14 protein-coding genes are annotated in these 18,764 nt (G+C 61.4%); 10 read left to right on the top strand and 4 right to left on the bottom strand.

Going from position 1 to position 18,764, the window contains the following annotated elements; all coding sequences use genetic code 11:
* The first annotated feature begins 214 nt into the window (after positions 1-214).
* The 7 genes from betA to yccS all read left to right on the top strand — a co-directional run bounded on the left by betA (position 215) and on the right by yccS (position 11,950).
* Positions 215-1,918, top strand: a complete 1,704-nt coding sequence (gene betA / locus AC3I65_RS24365) for a choline dehydrogenase (protein WP_076383391.1) — start codon at positions 215-217, stop codon at positions 1,916-1,918.
* Between the two features lie 231 nt (positions 1,919-2,149).
* Positions 2,150-3,592: a TldD/PmbA family protein gene (locus AC3I65_RS24370; RefSeq protein ID WP_488524231.1), complete on the top strand. Its 1,443-nt coding sequence runs from the start codon at positions 2,150-2,152 to the stop codon at positions 3,590-3,592.
* 14 nt (positions 3,593-3,606) lie between these two features.
* Entirely contained in the window at positions 3,607-4,944 is a 1,338-nt protein-coding gene (locus AC3I65_RS24375) for a TldD/PmbA family protein (RefSeq protein ID WP_305468592.1), read from the top strand.
* 193 nt (positions 4,945-5,137) lie between these two features.
* Positions 5,138-6,565, top strand: coding sequence for a multidrug transporter subunit MdtD (gene mdtD / locus AC3I65_RS24380; protein ID WP_076383389.1), 1,428 nt, complete (start codon positions 5,138-5,140; stop codon positions 6,563-6,565).
* A 298-nt stretch (positions 6,566-6,863) separates the two neighbouring features.
* Entirely contained in the window at positions 6,864-8,201 is a 1,338-nt protein-coding gene (gene dbpA / locus AC3I65_RS24385; protein WP_230682660.1) for an ATP-dependent RNA helicase DbpA, read from the top strand.
* Between the two features lie 143 nt (positions 8,202-8,344).
* Complete coding sequence (locus tag AC3I65_RS24390) at positions 8,345-9,523, top strand: BaiN/RdsA family NAD(P)/FAD-dependent oxidoreductase (RefSeq protein WP_047230492.1); 1,179 nt, start codon at positions 8,345-8,347, stop codon at positions 9,521-9,523.
* Between the two features lie 243 nt (positions 9,524-9,766).
* Positions 9,767-11,950, top strand: coding sequence for a YccS family putative transporter (yccS, locus tag AC3I65_RS24395; RefSeq protein ID WP_160893959.1), 2,184 nt, complete (start codon positions 9,767-9,769; stop codon positions 11,948-11,950).
* A 142-nt stretch (positions 11,951-12,092) separates the two neighbouring features.
* Here yccS and AC3I65_RS24400 read toward each other — a convergent pair whose 3' ends face one another.
* Positions 12,093-12,830, bottom strand: coding sequence for a substrate-binding periplasmic protein (locus AC3I65_RS24400; RefSeq protein ID WP_047230494.1), 738 nt, complete (start codon positions 12,828-12,830; stop codon positions 12,093-12,095).
* A gap of 261 nt (positions 12,831-13,091) precedes the next feature.
* Between AC3I65_RS24400 and AC3I65_RS24405 the strand changes: the two genes are divergently transcribed.
* On the top strand, positions 13,092-13,544 hold the full coding sequence (locus AC3I65_RS24405; protein WP_047230495.1) for a GNAT family N-acetyltransferase: 453 nt from the start codon (positions 13,092-13,094) through the stop codon (positions 13,542-13,544).
* A gap of 125 nt (positions 13,545-13,669) precedes the next feature.
* On the opposite strand, the gene AC3I65_RS24410 is transcribed toward AC3I65_RS24405, so the two are convergent.
* Genes AC3I65_RS24410 through AC3I65_RS24420 form a run of 3 tightly spaced genes read right to left on the bottom strand, consistent with a single transcriptional unit; the run spans position 13,670 to position 16,638 of the window.
* Positions 13,670-13,966, bottom strand: a complete 297-nt coding sequence (locus AC3I65_RS24410; protein ID WP_047230496.1) for a winged helix-turn-helix domain-containing protein — start codon at positions 13,964-13,966, stop codon at positions 13,670-13,672.
* 4 nt (positions 13,967-13,970) lie between these two features.
* Positions 13,971-14,474, bottom strand: a complete 504-nt coding sequence (locus tag AC3I65_RS24415; protein ID WP_047230503.1) for a M48 metallopeptidase family protein — start codon at positions 14,472-14,474, stop codon at positions 13,971-13,973.
* Between the two features lie 40 nt (positions 14,475-14,514).
* Positions 14,515-16,638, bottom strand: coding sequence for a putative bifunctional diguanylate cyclase/phosphodiesterase (locus tag AC3I65_RS24420; protein ID WP_288915788.1), 2,124 nt, complete (start codon positions 16,636-16,638; stop codon positions 14,515-14,517).
* Positions 16,639-16,956: 318 nt separating this feature from the next.
* Between AC3I65_RS24420 and AC3I65_RS24425 the strand changes: the two genes are divergently transcribed.
* Both AC3I65_RS24425 and AC3I65_RS24430 read left to right on the top strand, forming a co-directional pair.
* Positions 16,957-17,622 carry a polysaccharide lyase family 7 protein gene (locus AC3I65_RS24425; protein WP_076383385.1) on the top strand — a complete coding sequence of 222 codons (666 nt, stop codon included), beginning with the start codon at positions 16,957-16,959 and terminating at the stop codon, positions 17,620-17,622.
* Positions 17,623-17,901: 279 nt separating this feature from the next.
* On the top strand, positions 17,902-18,573 hold the full coding sequence (locus AC3I65_RS24430; protein ID WP_047230499.1) for a polysaccharide lyase family 7 protein: 672 nt from the start codon (positions 17,902-17,904) through the stop codon (positions 18,571-18,573).
* The last annotated feature ends 191 nt before the right edge of the window (positions 18,574-18,764 follow it).

Consider the following 18,764-nt stretch of genomic DNA (forward strand, 5'->3'; position numbering starts at 1 on the left):
CATGAGGCCTTGAGTGAACGCCGTTGTGGCGAGGGGATTTATCCCCGTGGGGCTGCGTAGCAGCCCCCTCCCCAAGGCCCCCCATTCTTCAGACAAACCCAGTCGCTGATTTACGACTGCTGCGCAGCCGAACGGGGATAAATCCCCTCGCCACAGGTTGCGCGGCGTCAAGGCAATCGCGACCTGAACCCAATTCAAAAAGAGGGTGCATTTCATGTCCCAAGAATTCGATTACATCATCATCGGTGCCGGTTCGGCCGGTAACACCCTGGCCACCCGCCTGACCGAAGACGAAGGCGTCACCGTCCTGCTGCTCGAAGCCGGTGGGCCGGACTATCGCCTGGATTTCCGCACGCAAATGCCCGCCGCCCTGGCGTTCCCGCTGCAGGGTCGTCGCTACAACTGGGCCTACGAGACCGACCCGGAGCCGCACATGAACGGCCGTCGCATGGAATGCGGTCGCGGCAAGGGCCTGGGTGGGTCTTCGCTGATCAACGGTATGTGCTACATCCGCGGCAACGCCCTGGACTACGACAATTGGGCCAAGCTGCCGGGCCTGGAAGACTGGGCCTACCTGGACTGCCTGCCGTATTTTCGCAAAGCCGAAACCCGCGACATCGGCCCGAACGACTACCACGGTGGTGACGGCCCGGTCAGCGTGACCACGCCCAAGGCCGGCAACAACCCGCTGTTCCATGCCATGGTCGAAGCCGGCGTTCAGGCCGGTTACCCGCGCACCGAAGACCTCAACGGTTATCAGCAGGAAGGTTTCGGCCCGATGGACCGTACCGTCACGCCCAATGGTCGTCGCGCCAGCACCGCGCGCGGTTACCTGGACGTGGCCAAGAAGCGCTCGACACTGACCATCGTCACCCATGCCCTGACCGACAAGATCGTGTTCGAAGGCAAACGTGCGGTCGGCGTGCGTTATCTGGTGGGCGCTGCTGAAGAGCGCGTCGAGGCCCGCGCCCGCAAGGAAGTATTGCTCTGCTCCGGCGCCATCGCCTCGCCGCAGATTTTGCAACGCTCCGGCGTCGGCCCGGCCAAACTGCTGGAAAGCCTCGACATCCCGGTGGTCCATGACCTGCCAGGCGTCGGTGAAAACCTCCAGGACCACCTGGAGCTGTACCTGCAATACGCCTGCACCCAGCCGGTTTCGCTGTACCCGTCGCTGCTCTGGTACAACCAGCCGGCCATCGGTGCCGAATGGCTGTTCAACGGCACCGGCATCGGCGCCAGCAACCAGTTCGAAGCCGGCGGTTTCATCCGCACCCGCCCGGACTTCGATTGGCCGAACATCCAGTATCACTTCCTGCCGGTGGCAATTAACTACAACGGTAGCAACGGCGTGAAGGAACACGGTTTCCAGGCACACATGGGCTCCATGCGTTCGCCAAGCCGTGGCCGGATCCAGGCCAAGTCCAAGGATCCGCGCCAGCACCCGAGCATCCTGTTCAACTACATGGCCACCGAGCAGGACTGGCAGGAGTTTCGCGACGGCATCCGCCTGACCCGCGAGATCATGCAGCAGCCGGCGCTCGACCCGTTTCGCGGTCGCGAAATCAGTCCGGGCATCGAGGTGCAGACTGACGAGCAGTTGGACCAGTTCATCCGCGAGCACGCCGAAACCGCTTTCCACCCGTCCTGCTCGTGCAAGATGGGCACCGACGACATGGCGGTGGTGGACGGCGAAGGCCGCGTGCATGGCATGCAAGGGCTGCGCGTGGTCGATGCCTCGATCATGCCGATCATCACCACCGGCAACCTGAATGCGCCAACGATCATGATCGCCGAGAAAATCGCCGACAAGATCCGTGGCCGCCAGCCACTGCCACGTAGCACCGCGCCATACTACGTGGCCGGCGACGCGCCGGTGCGCGGCAAGCCGATGCGCGAAGTCGGGCCTCTGGCGCAGTAAGGCATTACACCGCTATCGCGAGCAAGCTCGCTCCCACAGTGGATCTGCGGCGGACACAGATCTTGTGCCCGACAACCGTCAACTGTGGGAGCGAGCCTGCTCGCGATGGCGTCCGGCCTGACACTCCATATTCCCATCTGCCTTGATCCCTCCCCCGCCCAGGCCTAATCTAGAGCCGTCGCGTCAATGCGCCGCACCTCGCTGCACCGCCACTCCAGACAAGGAGGTTCCATGTTCGATGTCCACCCCCAGCTCAAGCAGCGGTTTGCTGCCTTGCGCACGGGCGCTGAGTTCTTTTCCCTGCGCTACGTGCGCGAGTCCGGCCAGCATCTGTCGGTGCGCAAGAACATTGCCGAACCGCCCAGCCTGGGCCGTGACGAAGGGGCGATGCTGACCGTGCGGGTCGACGGTGTCGAGGCCTATGCGGCCACCAACGACCTGTCCCAGGCCGGCCTGCAAGCGGCGCTGGAGCGGGCCGAGCAACAAGCCCGCCGACTCAAGCCACACGCCCTGCTCGACTTGCGCGAGCAGGCGGTCTCCAGCGACCGCGCCGATTACTTCTCGCCTCACTTCGACCAGGCGTTCCCGTCCCTCAACGACTGCTATCAGTTACTGGGCGACGAATCCGCCGCGGTGCCCAAGGATGAGCGCCTGGTGAACTGGCAGGTCAGCATCGGCCTGACCCAGGTCGAGCAGATCTACCTCAACAGCGCCGGCGCCGAACTGCGCCAGGCCCAACGCTTTGTTTATCCGGCCCTGGACGTCACCGCCTTCGACGGCAACGACAGCCAGACCCGCACCCTGGGCCGTGAGAACTTCGGCCAGCAAGGCGGCTTCGATGTCATCCGCCGCTGCGGCCTGATCGGTGCCGCACCAAAGATCGCCGACCAGGCCCTGCAATTGCTCCTGGCGCCGAACACCCCGCAAGGCCCCCGTGACCTGCTGTTGATGCCTGACCAGATGATGCTGCAGATCCATGAGTCCATCGGTCACCCGTTGGAACTGGACCGCATCCTGGGAGACGAGCGCAATTACGCCGGCACCAGTTTCGTCACGACCGGCGACTTCGGGCATCTGCAGTACGGCTCCCAGCTATTGAACGTGACCTTCGACCCGAACGTTCCCGAAGAGCTGGCCAGCTACAGCCATGACGACGACGGCACCGCCGCCAGCAAAGAATTTCTGATTCGTGAAGGGCTGTTGCTGCGCCCCCTGGGTGGTGCGCTGTCGCAATTTCGCGCAGGCCTGAGCGGGGTCGCCAACAGCCGCGCCTGTGGCTGGAATCGCCCGCCCATCGACCGCATGGCGAACCTGAACATCGAGCCCGGCGACCAATCGTTGGAGCAACTGATCCAGGGCATCGAACACGGCGTGCTGATGCGCACCAACCGCTCCTGGTCCATCGACGATGCCCGCAACAAATTCCAGTTCGGTTGCGAGTGGGGCCAATTGATCGAAAACGGCGAGCTCAAGGGCGTGGTGAAAAACCCCAACTACCGAGGCATTTCCGCGCAATTCTGGAAAAGCCTGCGGGCGGTGGGCGATGCCAGTACCGCCCAGGTACTGGGCACGCCAAATTGTGGCAAGGGCGAACCGAACCAGGTCATTCGCGTCGGCCATGCCTCGCCGGCGTGCGTATTCAGCAATGTCGCAGTGTTTGGGGGAGATGCCTGATGAGCACCGGCAATATGAGCACCGGCAACAATCAGGCCGAGGCCTTCAAGGCGCTGGTGGACTGGCTGCGCAATGCACTGCGCGAAGCCGAGCAGTTCACCCTCGGCTACGCCGCCGAATCCTCTGCTTTTGTGCGTTTCAACCATGGCAAGGTCCGTCAGGCCGGGCAGGTGCAGCAGGCCAGCGTCAGCTTCAAACTGATCAACGACGGGCGCCACGCCGACTTGCAGATCACCTTGTCCGGCGAAGTCGAAACCGACCTGCAACGCCTGGCCGAAGGTCTGCAACAGTTGCGCGAAACCCTGCCGCTGCTGCCGCCCGATCCGTACCTGCTGCTCAACCACAATCACTGGCAGAGCCACAACGTGCAGGACCATCCACTGCCGGACACCGACCAGGCCGTGGCCGAAATCACCCGCGCCGCCGACGGTCTGGATTTGGTCGGTTTCTATGCCGCCGGCCCCATCAGCCGGGGCTTTGCCAGTTCTTCGGGGGCGTTCGGCTGGCATCAGGCCAACAGCTTCAACTTCGATTTCAGCCTGTTCCATGAAAACGGCCAGGCGGTAAAAGCCAGCTACGCCGGGCACGAATGGAGCAGCGAAGGCTTTGCCAGGCGCTTTGAACAGGCCCGCGAGCAGTTGGCGTTTTTGGGCCGCCCCTTGCGCACCCTGCCGCCCGGTGAATACCGCGCCTACCTGGCACCAGCGGCGATGGAAGAAATCATGGGCATGCTCAGCTGGGGCGGGTTTTCGGCCCGGGCGATTGCCAGCAAGCAAAGTCCGTTGCAGAAGTTCTACGCGAACGAAGCAAGCTTGAGCCCCGACGTATGGCTCAGTGAGCAGGTCAGCGGCTCTTTGAGCCCGGCGTTTTCCGACGAAGGTTATCCGCGCGATGACTTGGGCCTGATCGTCAAAGGCATGGCCGGTGCACAGTTGATCAACTCCCGCAGCGCCGCCGAGCACGGCCTGAACGCCAACGGCGCCAGCAGCTACGAATACCCCACGGCGCTGGTGATGAACGAAGGCCAGCTCGAGCAGCAAGACATCCTCGAACACCTTGGCACCGGGCTGTACATCAGCAACCTCTGGTACCTGAACTACTCGGACCAACCGGCCGCGCGCATGACCGGCATGACCCGCTTCGCCACGTTCTGGGTCGAGAACGGCCAGATCGTCGCGCCGGTCAGCACCATGCGTTTCGACGACAGCGTCTACAGCCTGCTCGGCTCGCAACTCGAAGGCCTGAGCCGGGAGCGGGAACTGCTGCTCTCGGCCAGCACCTACAGCCAGCGGGCCACGGCTTCGATGCTGTTGCCGGGGGCATTGGTCAAGCGCTTGACCTTGACGTTGTAGCCAACCAAACACAGGACCTGTGGCGAGGGGATTTATCCCCGCGGGGTTGCGAAGCGACCCCCAAAGGGTAAATGCGTTCTGCCTGACTCACCGAGGCGACAGTTCTGGGGCTGCTTCGCAGCTCAGCGGGGATAAATCCCCTCGCCACAACAGCGGCATCTGTTCCTGATCAACACTCCGTACAAGAGGTCCCATGCCCAACCGCGCACCGCTCGACGCTGTCACCGCCCGCTGGCTTCCTTGGGTCGTGGCGATTGCCTTCTTCATGCAGTCCCTGGACGGGACCATCCTCAACACCGCCCTGCCCGCCATGGCCAGCGACCTGGCGGAAAACCCGCTGCGCATGCAGGGCGTGATCATTGCCTACATGCTCACCGTGGCGCTGCTGATCCCGGCCTCTGGCTGGATCGCCGACCGCTTCGGGACCAAGAAGATTTTCTTCGGCGCGATCCTGCTGTTCAGTTTCGGCTCGTTGCTCTGCGCCTTGTCCAATTCGTTGTCCATGCTGATCGGCGCCCGGGTGATCCAGGGCCTGGGCGGCGCGCTGATGCTGCCGGTGGGCCGGTTGGTCGTGCTGCGGGCCTACCCACGCTCGGAACTGGTGCGGATCATGGGTTTCATCACCATTCCCGGCCTGCTCGGCCCGCTGATCGGGCCGACCATGGGCGGCTGGATGGTGGAGTACCTGACCTGGCACTGGATCTTCATCATCAACCTGCCGGTGGGCGTGCTGGGTTGCTACGCGGTGTGGAAATTCATCCCGGACCTGCGCGGCAGCGAGCGTACCCGGTTCGATGGCCTGGGATTTTTGCTGTTTGGCGCGGCCATGGTGCTGATCACCATCGCCATGGAAGGCCTCGGTGAACTGCACCTGCCGCACTTGCGCGTGATGTTGCTGCTGTTCGGCGGCATGGCCTGCCTGGCCGCTTATTGGCTACGGGCCGGGCACATCGAAAACCCGCTGTTCGCACCCTCGCTGTTCAAGACCCGGACCTTCGCCGTGGGGATTCTCGGCAATCTGTTCGCGCGCCTGGGCAGCGGCGCCCTGCCGTTCCTGGTGCCGTTGCTGCTGCAAGTAGCCCTGGGCTATTCACCGTCCCAGGCCGGGATGAGCATGTTACCTCTGGCCGCGGCGGCGATGGTCGCCAAGTCCGTGGCCCGGCCGTTGATCGAGCGCTTCGGCTACCGCAGCGTATTGACCGCCAATACCCTGGCCCTGGGCCTGATGCTGGCGAGCATGGGCCTGGTCAGCGAACAGACGCCGTACTGGCTGCTGCTGGCGCAACTGGCGGTGCTGGGGGCGATCAACTCGTTGCAGTTCACCGCGATGAACACCGTGACCCTGATTGACCTGGACGACGCCAGCGCCAGCAGCGGCAACAGCCTGCTGTCGGTGGTGGCGCAACTGTCCCTGAGCCTGGGCGTGGCCTGTGCTGGTGCGCTGCTCGGCGGCTTTACCGCCCAGGTCGGCAACGACGGGGTGGACACCGTGCTTGGCGCGTTCCAGTTGACGTTCCTGACGGTGGGCATCATGGCGATGCTGGCGGCGACGATTTTTTCGCAGCTGTCGAAAGAGGATGGGCGGCGGGCCAAGCGGCCGGATGAGCATATCGAGCACTGACTAAGAGGCGTCGTGGCTTGGCGCTTTTTGTGGGAGCAAGGCTTGCCCGCGATACAGGCGACTCGGTTTCCTGAAATAGCGCGCCACCTTCGTCGCGAGCAAGCTTTGCTCCCACAGTTCCAGAGCCCCACAGTTTCTGGATCCACCAGCCCCCAACACAAGCGTGGCCCTCACAGCTCGTCCAGAACTTTCGAGAAAAGTGGCACGAGGCTGCTACACTGCGCGACATTTTGTTTTGCAGGCCAGTCCCGTGACCACCATTGCCACCGCTTTTAATACTCTGCCGCTGTCCGCCGCCATGCTGGCTAACCTCGAATCCCTCGGTTATGCCCAGATGACGCCGATCCAGGCGCAGAGCTTGCCGGTGATCCTCAAGGGCATGGATCTGATCGCCCAGGCCAAGACCGGCAGCGGCAAGACCGCGGCCTTCGGCATCGGCCTGCTGAACCCGATCAACCCGCGCTTCTTCGGCTGCCAGGCACTGGTGATCTGCCCGACTCGTGAGCTGGCCGATCAGGTTGCCAAGGAAATCAGGCGCCTGGCCCGCGCCGAAGACAACATCAAGGTCCTGACCCTGTGTGGCGGCGTGTCGTTTGGCCCGCAGATCGCTTCCCTGGAGCATGGCGCCCACATCATCGTCGGCACGCCAGGGCGCATCCAGCAGCACCTGCGCAAGGGCTCGCTGGTGCTGGACGGCCTCAACACGCTGATCCTCGATGAAGCCGACCGCATGCTCGACATGGGCTTCTACGACGCCATCGAAGACATCATCCAGCAGACCCCGGAACGCCGTCAGACCTTGCTGTTCTCCGCCACCTACCCGGTGGGCATCAAGCAACTGTCGTCCAAGTTCATGCGCAACCCGCAGCAGGTCAAGGCCGAAGCCTTTCACTCCGACGCGCAGATCGAGCAGCGTTTCTATGAAATCTCCCCCGAAGAGCGCATGGACGCCGTGGTCAAGGTGCTGGCGCATTTCCGTCCGGCTTCCTGCGTGGCGTTCTGCTTCACCAAGCAGCAAGTCCAGGAAACCGTCGACCATCTGACATCCAAAGGTATCTCGGCGGTCGGCCTGCATGGCGATCTGGAACAGCGCGACCGCGATCAAGTGCTGGCGATGTTCGCCAACCGCAGCACCTCAGTGCTGGTCGCCACCGATGTGGCGGCCCGTGGCCTGGACATCGACGCACTGGACATGGTGATCAACGTCGAACTGGCCCGCGACTCGGAGATTCACATTCACCGCGTCGGCCGCACCGGGCGTGCGGGTGAAAAAGGCATCGCCATCAGCCTGGTGGCGCCGTCCGAAGCCCACCGCGCCCAAGCGATCGAGCAGTTGCAGAAGTCGCCACTGAGCTGGGACCAACTGGACAACCTCAAGCCCCAGGGCGGCGGCCCGCTGCTGCCGGCCATGAGCACCCTGTGCATTGGTGCCGGGCGCAAAGACAAAGTCCGCCCCGGCGACATCCTCGGCGCCCTGACCGGCGAGGCCGGCATCCCCGGCGCCCAGGTCGGCAAGATCGCGATTTTCGACTTCCAGGCCTATGTCGCCGTGGAGCGCGCAATCGCCAAACAGGCGCTGCAACGCCTGAACGATGGCAAGATCAAGGGCCGTTCGTTGCGGGTGCGGATCCTGTAACTCCAACAGAGATCAAACTGTGGGAGCGAGCCTGCTCGCGATGACGGACTGTCAGACAACATCAATGTTGAATGTACCGGCCTCATCGCGAGCAGGCTCGCTCCCACAATGGGTTTTGTGGTGACATTTAGAGGGACACCGTTTTGCGCTCTACCGAAGTCGTGATCATTGGCGCTGGCGCCGCGGGGTTGATGTGCGCGCTGACCGCCGCAGGGCGCGGACGGCAGGTGATGTTGCTGGACCACGCCAACAAAGCCGGCAAGAAAATCCTCATGTCCGGCGGTGGGCGCTGCAATTTCACCAACATGTACAGCGAACCGGGCAATTTCCTCTCGCAGAACCCGCATTTCTGCAAGTCGGCCCTGGCCCGTTACACCCAGTGGGATTTCATCGCCCTGGTGGCCAAGCACGGCGTGCCCTATCACGAGAAAAAACTCGGCCAGTTGTTCTGTGATAACAAGTCCAGCGACATCCTCGGCCTGCTGCTGGACGAATGCGACCAGGCCGGTGTCAACCTGCACCTGGACACCTCGATCGAGCGCATCGAGAAAACCGAGAGCGGCTACCTGCTGCAAACCACCCTCGGGGCCATCACCTGCCAATCCTTGGTGATTGCCACGGGCGGGCTGTCGATCCCGACGCTGGGCGCGACCGGTTTCGGTTACCAGGTGGCCAAACAGTTCGGCCACCAACTGCTGCCCACCCGCGCCGGGCTGGTACCGTTCACCATCACCGACCAACTCAAGGCGTTGTGCACCGAACTTTCAGGCACTTCAGTGGATTGCCTGGTGAGCTGCAACGAGCAGAGTTTTCGCGAGAACATCCTGTTCACCCACCGCGGCCTCAGCGGCCCGGCGATCCTGCAGATTTCCTCGTTCTGGGAACCGGGTGACACGGTGCAGATCAACCTGCTGCCGGACCACGACGTGCCGAGCTGGCTGCAACAGCAACAGGCCGAACGCCCCAACAGCGAACTGAAAACCCTGCTGGGCGAATTGTTCACCAAGAAGATGGCCACCCTTCTGGCCGACACTTGGTTCGTCTCCAAACCCATGAAGCAATACACCCACGCCGAACTGGCAGACATTGCCGAGAAACTGTCGAGCTGGAATGTCGTCCCGGCCGGCACCGAAGGCTACCGCACCGCCGAAGTGACCCTGGGCGGTGTCGATACGCGGGAAGTCTCGTCCAAGACCATGGAATCACTGAAAAGCCCTGGCCTGTATTTCATTGGCGAAGTACTGGACGTCACCGGGCACCTGGGCGGGTTCAACTTCCAATGGGCCTGGGCGTCGGGGTATGCGGCTGCGCAATACGTCTGATTGAAGGGATGCATTGAATCCAATGGGGATGATGATCCTGTGGGAGCGAGCCTGCTCGCGATGGCGGACTATCAGACAACATCAATGTTGAATGTACCGGCCTCATCGCGAGCAGGCTCGCTCCCACTGGGGTTTGCTGGAGCATCCCGGAACACTTTTTGCTGCCGGATGTGATCGCCGCCATTGCGTCGGCGTCATTACTGCCTCAATTTAGCGTCATTGCCCGTCAGGCCCGTGCACTTCATGTCATCGACCTCGTTTAGTCAGTCTCTGCGTCGCCTTTGGGCGTTGGATAAATTCAGTTATAGCGTACGGGTGTTCATCGCCCTGACCGGCAGCATGGCGCTGTGTTGGTATCTGGATGAGATGGCGCTGTTGATCCCGCTGTTCCTGGGCATCATCGCCAGCGCCCTGGCCGAGACCGATGACAGCTGGCAGGGCCGCCTCAACGCGCTGGCCGTGACGCTGGTGTGCTTCACCATCGCAGCGCTGTCGGTGGAATTGCTGTTCCCTTATCCGGTTCTGTTCATCGTTGCCCTGGCGCTGGCGAGTTTCGCCCTGACTATGCTCGGTGCGCTGGGCGAGCGCTATGGCGCGATTGCCTCGGCCACGTTGATTCTCTCGGTCTACACCATGATCGGCGTAGACCAGCGCGGTGGCGCGGTCACCGATTTCTGGCACGAACCTTTGCTGCTGGTGGCCGGTGCGGCATGGTACGGCCTGCTCTCGGTGCTGTGGCAGGCGCTGTTTTCCAACCAGCCGGTGCAGCAAAGCCTGGCGCGGCTGTTCCGCGAGCTGGGACGCTATCTGAAGCTCAAATCATCGCTCTTCGAGCCGATCCGTCAACTGGACGTCGAAGCCCGACGCCTGGAACTGGCCCAGCAGAACGGCCGGGTCGTCGCCGCGCTTAACGCGGCGAAGGAAATCATCCTGCACCGCGTAGGCAATGGGCGACCAGGCTCGAAGGTCAGCCGCTACCTGAAGCTGTACTTCCTCGCCCAGGATATCCACGAGCGCGCCAGCTCTTCCCACTACCCCTACAACGCACTGGCCGAGGCGTTCTTTCACAGCGACGTGCTGTTCCGCTGCCAACGCCTGCTGCGCCAGCAAGGTAAAGCCTGCCAAGCGTTGGCCGAGTCGATCCAACTGCGCCAGCCATTCGTCTATGACGCCAGCTTCGCCGAGGCGCTGAATGACCTGCATGCCTCCCTCGAACACCTGCGGATTCAGAGCAACCCAGCCTGGCGCGGATTGCTGCGTTCGCTACGGGCCTTGTCGGCGAACCTTGGCACCATGGACCGCCTGCTCAGCGACGCGAGCAACCCCGACGCCCTGGCCGACGCCACCGATAGCAGCCTGCTGGATCGCTCGCCGCGCAACCTGAAGGACGTCTGGGTCCGCTTGCGCACACAGCTCACGCCCACCTCGCTGCTGTTCCGGCATGCCCTGCGCCTGCCCCTGGCGCTGAGTGTGGGTTATGCCATGGTGCATCTGATCCACCCGTCCCAAGGCTACTGGATCATTCTCACCACGCTGTTCGTGTGCCAACCCAACTACGGCGCCACCCGGCGCAAGCTCGGCCAACGGATCATCGGCACCGCCATCGGCCTGACGGTGGCCTGGGCGCTGTTCGATCTGTTTCCCAACCCGCTGGTGCAATCGTCTTTCGCCATCGCCGCCGGGGTGGTGTTCTTTACCAACCGCACGACCCGCTACACCCTGGCAACCGCCGCGATCACGATCATGGTGCTGTTCTGCTTCAACCAGGTGGGCGACGGCTATGGACTGCTGCTGCCACGCCTGTTCGATACGCTGCTGGGCAGCCTGATCGCCGGCCTTGCGGTATTCCTGTTCCTGCCGGACTGGCAAGGCCGCCGGTTGAACAAGGTGCTGGCCAACACGCTGACCTGCAACAGCATTTACCTGCGCCAGATCATGCAGCAATACGCCGCCGGCAAAAGCGATGACCTTGCCTATCGCCTGGCCCGACGCAACGCCCACAACGCCGACGCCGCATTGTCCACCACCTTGGCAAACATGCTGATGGAGCCGGGGCATTTCCGTAAGGAAGCCGATGTCGGGTTCCGCTTCCTGGTGCTGTCCCACACCCTGCTCAGCTACTTGTCAGGTCTGGGCGCCCATCGGGACACCCCATTGCCTGCAGACGTGCGCGAACACCTGATCGACGGCGCAGGGGTGAAACTGGCCGCGAGCATCGACGAAATTGCCCAGGGCCTGGCGAGCAAACAACCGATAGCGGTCCAAAGCGACGAGGAAGAAGCCTTGGCCAGTGAGCTTGAGCAGATGCCCGATGAAATCGACGAGGGTCAGCGGCTGGTGCAGACGCAACTGGGGTTGATCTGCCGTCAGTTGGGGCCGCTGCGCACGTTGGCGGCGCATCTGGTCAAGGACACCAGTGAGGCTTGAGGAGTGTGGTGCTCGCACCACCGCCATCGCGAGCGGGCTCGCTCCCACAGTGGACCTCAGCCGTACAAAATTTAAGTGTCCGCTCTAGATCAACTGTGGGAGCGAGCCTGCTCGCGATGGCGCCAGTCCAGGCACCGCAAGATCACATCCCGTGCGCCTTCAATAACCGCGCATAACTACCATCGGCCTTCATCGCCGCAATCTCCCGATCGAATCCCGCGACAATCTGCTCGTGCTGCGGGTTCTTCAGGCTGACCAGGATGTGCAGGCTGTTTTCACTCAGTGGCTTGGGCATGAACTCCACGGCGTTGCGCACCTTGGCCGACTCACGAGACAAGTAATAACGGGCGACGAACTCATCTTCCAGGGTCAGCTTCACCCGACCGGCAGCGAGCATGCGCACGGCCATTGCAAAGTTATGCACAGGGACTTTCTGCAATTGCTGATCCTCATCGAACGCCTTGGAGTAGGCGTATCCGCGGACCACGGCGATGGGATAGGCATGCAGCTGCTGCAAGTTCTCGTACTGGATGGGTGCGTCCTTGCGCTTGATGAAGCGCACGCGATTGAGCAGGTACTCAGCCGAGAAACGGCCCACATGGGTACGTTCTTCGCTGTACCAGGCATTGATCAGCACGTCATAGCGCCCCTCGCCGATGCCCAGCATCGCCCGGGCCCAAGGCACCTGCTCAAAGTCACTGGCATAACCGGCTCGCGCCAGAGCGGTACTGACGATATCGGTCGCCAGGCCACCATTGACCAGCGTGGTGTCGGTAAAGGGTGGCCAGCCATCTGCCACCAGACGCAACTTTTGCGCGCAGGCGTTGTGGCTCAGCAACAGCAACCCGACCAAAGCAAGAGCTCGATGCAATCGCGGCATGCCAAACATCCTTGACGGGTTCAAAGCCCGGTTTGTTTTTAGCCGAATCTCAAGAGATGTCGTCAGACATCCGGTCCTAACATTAGCTCAGTGGAACCGCTGCGCAGCGTTGAATCGAAGATTACACAAAGAAGGCCACGCCGCGACAATTCGATGATGGCATTTTGGCCTTTGTCACAGATTTTTACAGTTGTCCAAGAAAGAGACTTCCGCAGCCAGCCCGCTTAATATCGGCATCAGGTTCTTCAGGAAATTCAAAAAATGGATATCGACTGGGTCTGCAAACATCACAGTGACCTGAGCAAGGAACAGCTGTACGCCATCCTCAAATTGCGCGCCGAAGTATTCGTCGTGGAGCAGAATTGCCCCTACCTGGACGTCGACGGCCTGGACCTGGAGGGCGACACCTGCCACCTGATGGCCTGGCAGGACAATCGTCTGGTGGCTTACCTTCGCTTGCTCGATCCGCACTCGCAAAACAGTGACGTGGTCATCGGGCGCGTGGTCATCGCCCCCCAAGCACGGGGACAGGGGCTGGGCCACAAACTGATGGAACAGGGTCTCAAGCAGGCCGAGAAGCACTGGCCCGGTACATCGATCTCACTGTCGGCACAGGCGCATCTGCAGGGGTATTACTCGCGGTATGGGTTTGGAGTGGTGGGTATCGAGTACATGGAAGACGGGATTCCACACATTGGCATGCATCGGCCTTGATGCCCTCTTCGCGAGCAGGCTCGCTCCCACAGTGGATCTGCGTGGTACATAAAGCATATGTCCACTGCAGATCAATGTGGGAGCGAGCCTGCTCGCGATAACGCCTCCCCAGAAGCCGCCAATGTTCAGGGATACTCCAACACCGCTTTAATGCGCGGCAAATTCCCCTCGATCCAGCGCCGATCAATCGCCCCCCAATCACGGATCCGATAATGCCCGGCATGGTTACGGGCACCCTCTAGCTGCTCGAATTCACACACGATATCCAGGTCCGCCAGCGCTGCCACGGTGTCCTGGGCGGTACGTCGCGGCATACCGGTGACTTCGGTGAGCGCGGGAATGTTGCTGGCCACGCCGCTATCAATCAGGTACGCCACATACAAACGACGATAGAAACTGCTTTTGGTCTTGCTGACGTCCATTCGGTCATTCCTTGGGGGGTTGCAGATCGCGCCAGGTCAGGTACACCCGCAAGTCGAATTCCAACTGGTGATACCCCGGCAGCATGTGCTCGCAGAGTTGGTAGAACGCTTTGTTGTGGTCCGACTCCTTGAAGTGGGCCAGTTCGTGCACCACGATCATTTTCAAAAACTCAGGTGCCGCGTCCTTGAACAGCGCAGCGATACGAATTTCTTTCTTGGCCTTGAGCTTGCCGCCCTGCACCCGTGAAATGGCAGTGTGCAAGCCCAGGGCGCGGTGAGTCAGGTCCAGACGATTGTCGAACAGCACCTTGTCGATAGCGGGCGCGTTACGCAGGTATTGTTGCTTGAGATCCAGCGCATAACCGTACAGGGCCTTGTCGCTCTGGACCGAATGCCGGTCGGGGTAGCGCTGCTGCAAGTAGTCGCCCAGCCGATCCTGGGCAATCAGTTGCTGCACTTGGGCTTGCAGGGCGGCGGGGTAAGCCTGGAGGTATTTGAGCGCGATCATCGGCGGCAACACAGTCACAAAAGCCGCCAGTGTAGCGAATTCAGACCTGCATCGCGCTCCAGTCAAATGGCCGGGCAAAGGCATCGGTGTCTTCGGCCATCAAGGGCCGCGCCACCAGGAACCCCTGCACATATTCGCAGCCGTGGGCCTTGAGCCACTGATATTGCTCAGGCGTCTCTACGCCCTCGGCGATCACCCGCAAACCCAATTGCTTGCACAAATCGATGACCGACGCCGCCAGTGCCGCATCCCGGGGTGAACCTGGCAGACGGGCGATCAGGTGTCGATCAAGCTTGAGGGTATCGAGCTCCAGGTCGCGCAGGTGCGCCAGCGAGCAAGGCCCGGAACCGAAATCATCCAACGCCACCCGCACCCCCAGGTTATGCAGCAGCCGCAGTTGTTTATGGGTTTCGTCGGGGTTGCGCATCAGTGCGTCTTCAGTCACCTCGACCTCAAGTTGCCGCGGTTTGAGGGCATGTCGCTCCAGGACCTGGCGCAATTCGGTCACCAGGTTCGGCAAACCGAACTGGGTGCTGCTCAGACTCACCCCCAGTACCAGATCATCAGCGAACAAGCGCTCCCAGACTTTACGCTGTGCGGCGCTGCGATGATAAATCCAGCTCCCCAGCCGACTGATCAACCGGGCCTCTTCCAGTAATGGCAGGAACAACCCCGGCGGCACATCACCGACGCTGGGGTGCTGCCAGCGCAACAGCGCCTCGAAGCCACGGATGCGGCCGTCGCCCACCCCCACCTGGGGCTGGTAGACCATATTGAAATCGCGGTTTTCGATGGCCGAGCGCACACTTTCTTCGAGCATCAGCCGTGAACGGGCTCGACCGTTCATTTCGTGATCGTAAAAACGGTATTGCTGACGGCCAGCGCGCTTGGCCTCGTACATGGCGATGTCGGAGGCGCGCAGCAGACCGTCGAGATTGGCGCCGCAGTCGGGGTAGGTCGCGATGCCGATGCTGGCCCCCAGCGCTACGTCCATGCCCTCGATCTGTTGGCAGATAGACACCCGTTCGATGAGTTTCTCGGCAATCTTGGCCGCTTGTTCGGGGACTTCCAGATCCAGCAGGGCGGTGAACTCATCGCCGCCCAGACGCGCCAGAATGTCGAACGGGCGCAGGCACGCCTTCAGTTGTTCCGACACCCAGCGCAACACGCGGTCACCGGCATCATGGCCCAACGAGTCATTGACCCGTTTGAAGCCATCAAGATCCAGGTACAGCAGCACCCAGTTGCTTTCCAGCCGCTCGCTGCGCATCAGCAGGTTTTCGGCTGTCTGATAAAACCCCCTGCGGTTGAGCAGACCGGTCAGCGGGTCAGTGACGGCTTGGTATTCGAGTTGCTGGTGCAAGTGACGCACCACCGACATGTCCTGAAGCGTTACCACCATGGCCTTCTGCTCCGCAGGCAGGGGCGCACAAGACAAGGCCACCGACACCTGCTGGCCGGGCGCGGTGCGCAGGACCGCATCGTGCAGGCGCCAGGTCTGCCCCCGGCAGTAGGCGACATGGATATCGGAGCCGATCCACTCGGGGATGTGGGGTTTTTGCAGGAAATCCAGGAGCGGCATTCCCTGCAACTGCTCGGCGGTGGCATTAAGCAGGCGGCAGGTAGACGGATTGGCGAAGCGAATACACCCGCTTTCGTCCACCACGAGGATGCCTTCGGCGGCGTTATCCAGCACCGAGGCGTTGAAAGCCCTGGCGGCTTCCAGATCCTGGCTCAGGCGCTGCAAGGCCCGGCGATTGCGCTGGTGTTCGAGCAGGGCATGAACCTTGGGCTTGAGAATCTGCGGATCGAATGGTTTGAACAGGTAATCCACGGCGCCGCTGGCGTAGCCCTTGATCACCGCATCCTGGGATTGCTCGTTAGCGGTCAGGAAAATGATCGGGGTCAGCCGTGTCCGCTGGCTGCCGCGCATCAGACGCGCCACTTCAAAACCGTCCATGTCGGGCATCTGCACATCCAGCAGGACCAGGTCGATGTCATGTTCGAGTAGAAGGTTAAGGGCTTCGACACCCGAGGACGCGGTCATCACCTTCCAGTCCTGACGCTGCAACAACGCTCGCATGCTGAGCAGGTTTTCAGGGTAATCATCAACTATCAAAAGGACGGAACTGTCTTCGCCAAGCGGTGGTTGCACGCATTCCATGCTGCTTCTCTTATCGGGCGTCACGTCCGACCTGACGTAGCAAGGCGGACAAATACTGTGATCTCACTCTAGACCGTGATTCTGAAAAGCAGTAGGTGTCATCCCGCCATCATCCAGACAAAGCCCAAAATAGCCGACTAACGGTCACCCACCTCGGGCACAAAACCTGCAATGACACCTTCGACGGACAATTGACGTCAATCATCCGCTGGGCGGTCATTAAAAAATTTCCCCCTGCGTGATTAACACGCCCAAAAGCTTGAGCTAGAGCCTCTGGCTGGGCGTTCAGCATTTCACTCCGTTACGTAGGATCCGACCATGATTGATCTCGCCACCTGGAACCTGAGCATCCCCGAAGGCAGCCCACCAACGACCATCGAAACCTCTCAACTGGTGCAGGGGTTCCAGAACCAGTATTTCCACGCCGACTCCGGAACGGTGTTTTTCTGGGCACCGGTCACCGGCGCCAAGACTGCCAACGCGATTTACCCACGCAGCGAACTGCGGGAGACCTATAGCAACGGTACCCAGCGCAACTGGTTGTACTCAGCGGCTGATAACAAGCTGGCCGCCACGCTGACCGTCAACCAAGTCCCCAGCACTGGCAAGCTCGTCATTGGTCAGATCCACGCCAAAGACAGCACCAGCCCCATGGTGAAACTGGAGTACCAGTACAAAACCTACAGCTCCACCGGCAACATCGTCGCCAAAGTGCGCATGCGTCCCGACGACGAATCGGGCCAGGTCATCACCATCGCCACAGGCATAAAGCTCAATCAGTCCTTCTCTTACCTGATCCACCTCAGCCCCGCCGGCGTCCTGACCATCAATGGTGCGGGTTACCAGTGGAGTTCCCCCATCAGCTCCACTTGGAGCGACAAGCCGCTGTACTTCAAGGCGGGCGTGTACGTGCAGGACAACACCGGCTATCCCACCGAAGGCGGGACCGTGACGTTCAGCCTGCTGGATATCGATCACATCTAGACGCTTTGCATGGCGCCATGGCAGCAACGCAGCGCTGCCCGCCCAGGCGACCCTATCAATGCGAAATCGTTCAGGGAAAATTCGAACTGCCGACTAACGGTTCACCATCCAGGCACAGATGCTGCAAAAGATCCATTCGACGGACAATTGACGTCAAACATCCGCCGGATGGTTATCCAAAAAACTCCTTCCTGCGTGATCAACACACCCCAAATGCTTGGAGTAGAGCCTCCCGCTTTGGTCCTCAGCACTTTTACGCCCGTTACGCAGGATCCGACCATGATCGATCTCAGCACTTGGAACTTGAGCATCCCCGAAGGCAGCCCCGCCATCACCATCGAAACACCGCGGCTAGCCCAGGGCTTCAAGGACGACTATTTCCACTCCGACACCGGCACGCTGTTCTTCTGGGCGCCGGTGACCGGCACCAAGACTGCAAACGCCATTTACCCGCGCAGCGAACTGCGGGAAACCTACAGCGACGGCACCCTTCGCAACTGGCTCTACTCAGCGGCAGACAACAAGCTGCGCGCCACCTTGACCGTCAACCAGGTGCCCAGCACCGGCAAGATCGTGATCGGCCAGATCCACGCCAAAGACAGCACCCGGCCCATGGTGAAACTGGAATACCAATACAAGGCCTACAGCTCCACCGGCAACATCGTCGCGAAGGTCCGACTGCGCCCCGACGACGAATCGGGCCAGGTCATCACCATCGCCACGGGCGTGCAACTTGATCGCAGGTTTTCCTACCAGATTCACCTCAGTCCGAAGGGCGCGCTGGGCATCAGCGCGGCGGGTTACAACTGGAGAACCACGGTAAGCCCGGACTGGAAGGACAAGCCGTTGTATTTCAAAGCCGGCGTCTACGTGCAGGACAACACCGGCTACACCACTGAAGGTGGAAAAGTGACGTTCAGCATGCTGGAAATTCATCACACCGTTCTATAAGCGTATTTCCCCTGGCATACCGCAGCATGGACGCTGCTCCCTGCGAACGTGACCCACATCGACGCCGATGCCATAGCGCCATCGTTCAAAAAAAATTCGAATTGCCCGACTAACGGTCGTCGTCCTCGGGCACCAAAGCGGCAAACACCACTCTGACGGACAGTTGACGCCACCCCCCCGCCGGACGGATA

The sequence above is a fragment of the Pseudomonas sp. N-1-13 genome, assembly GCF_057787095.1.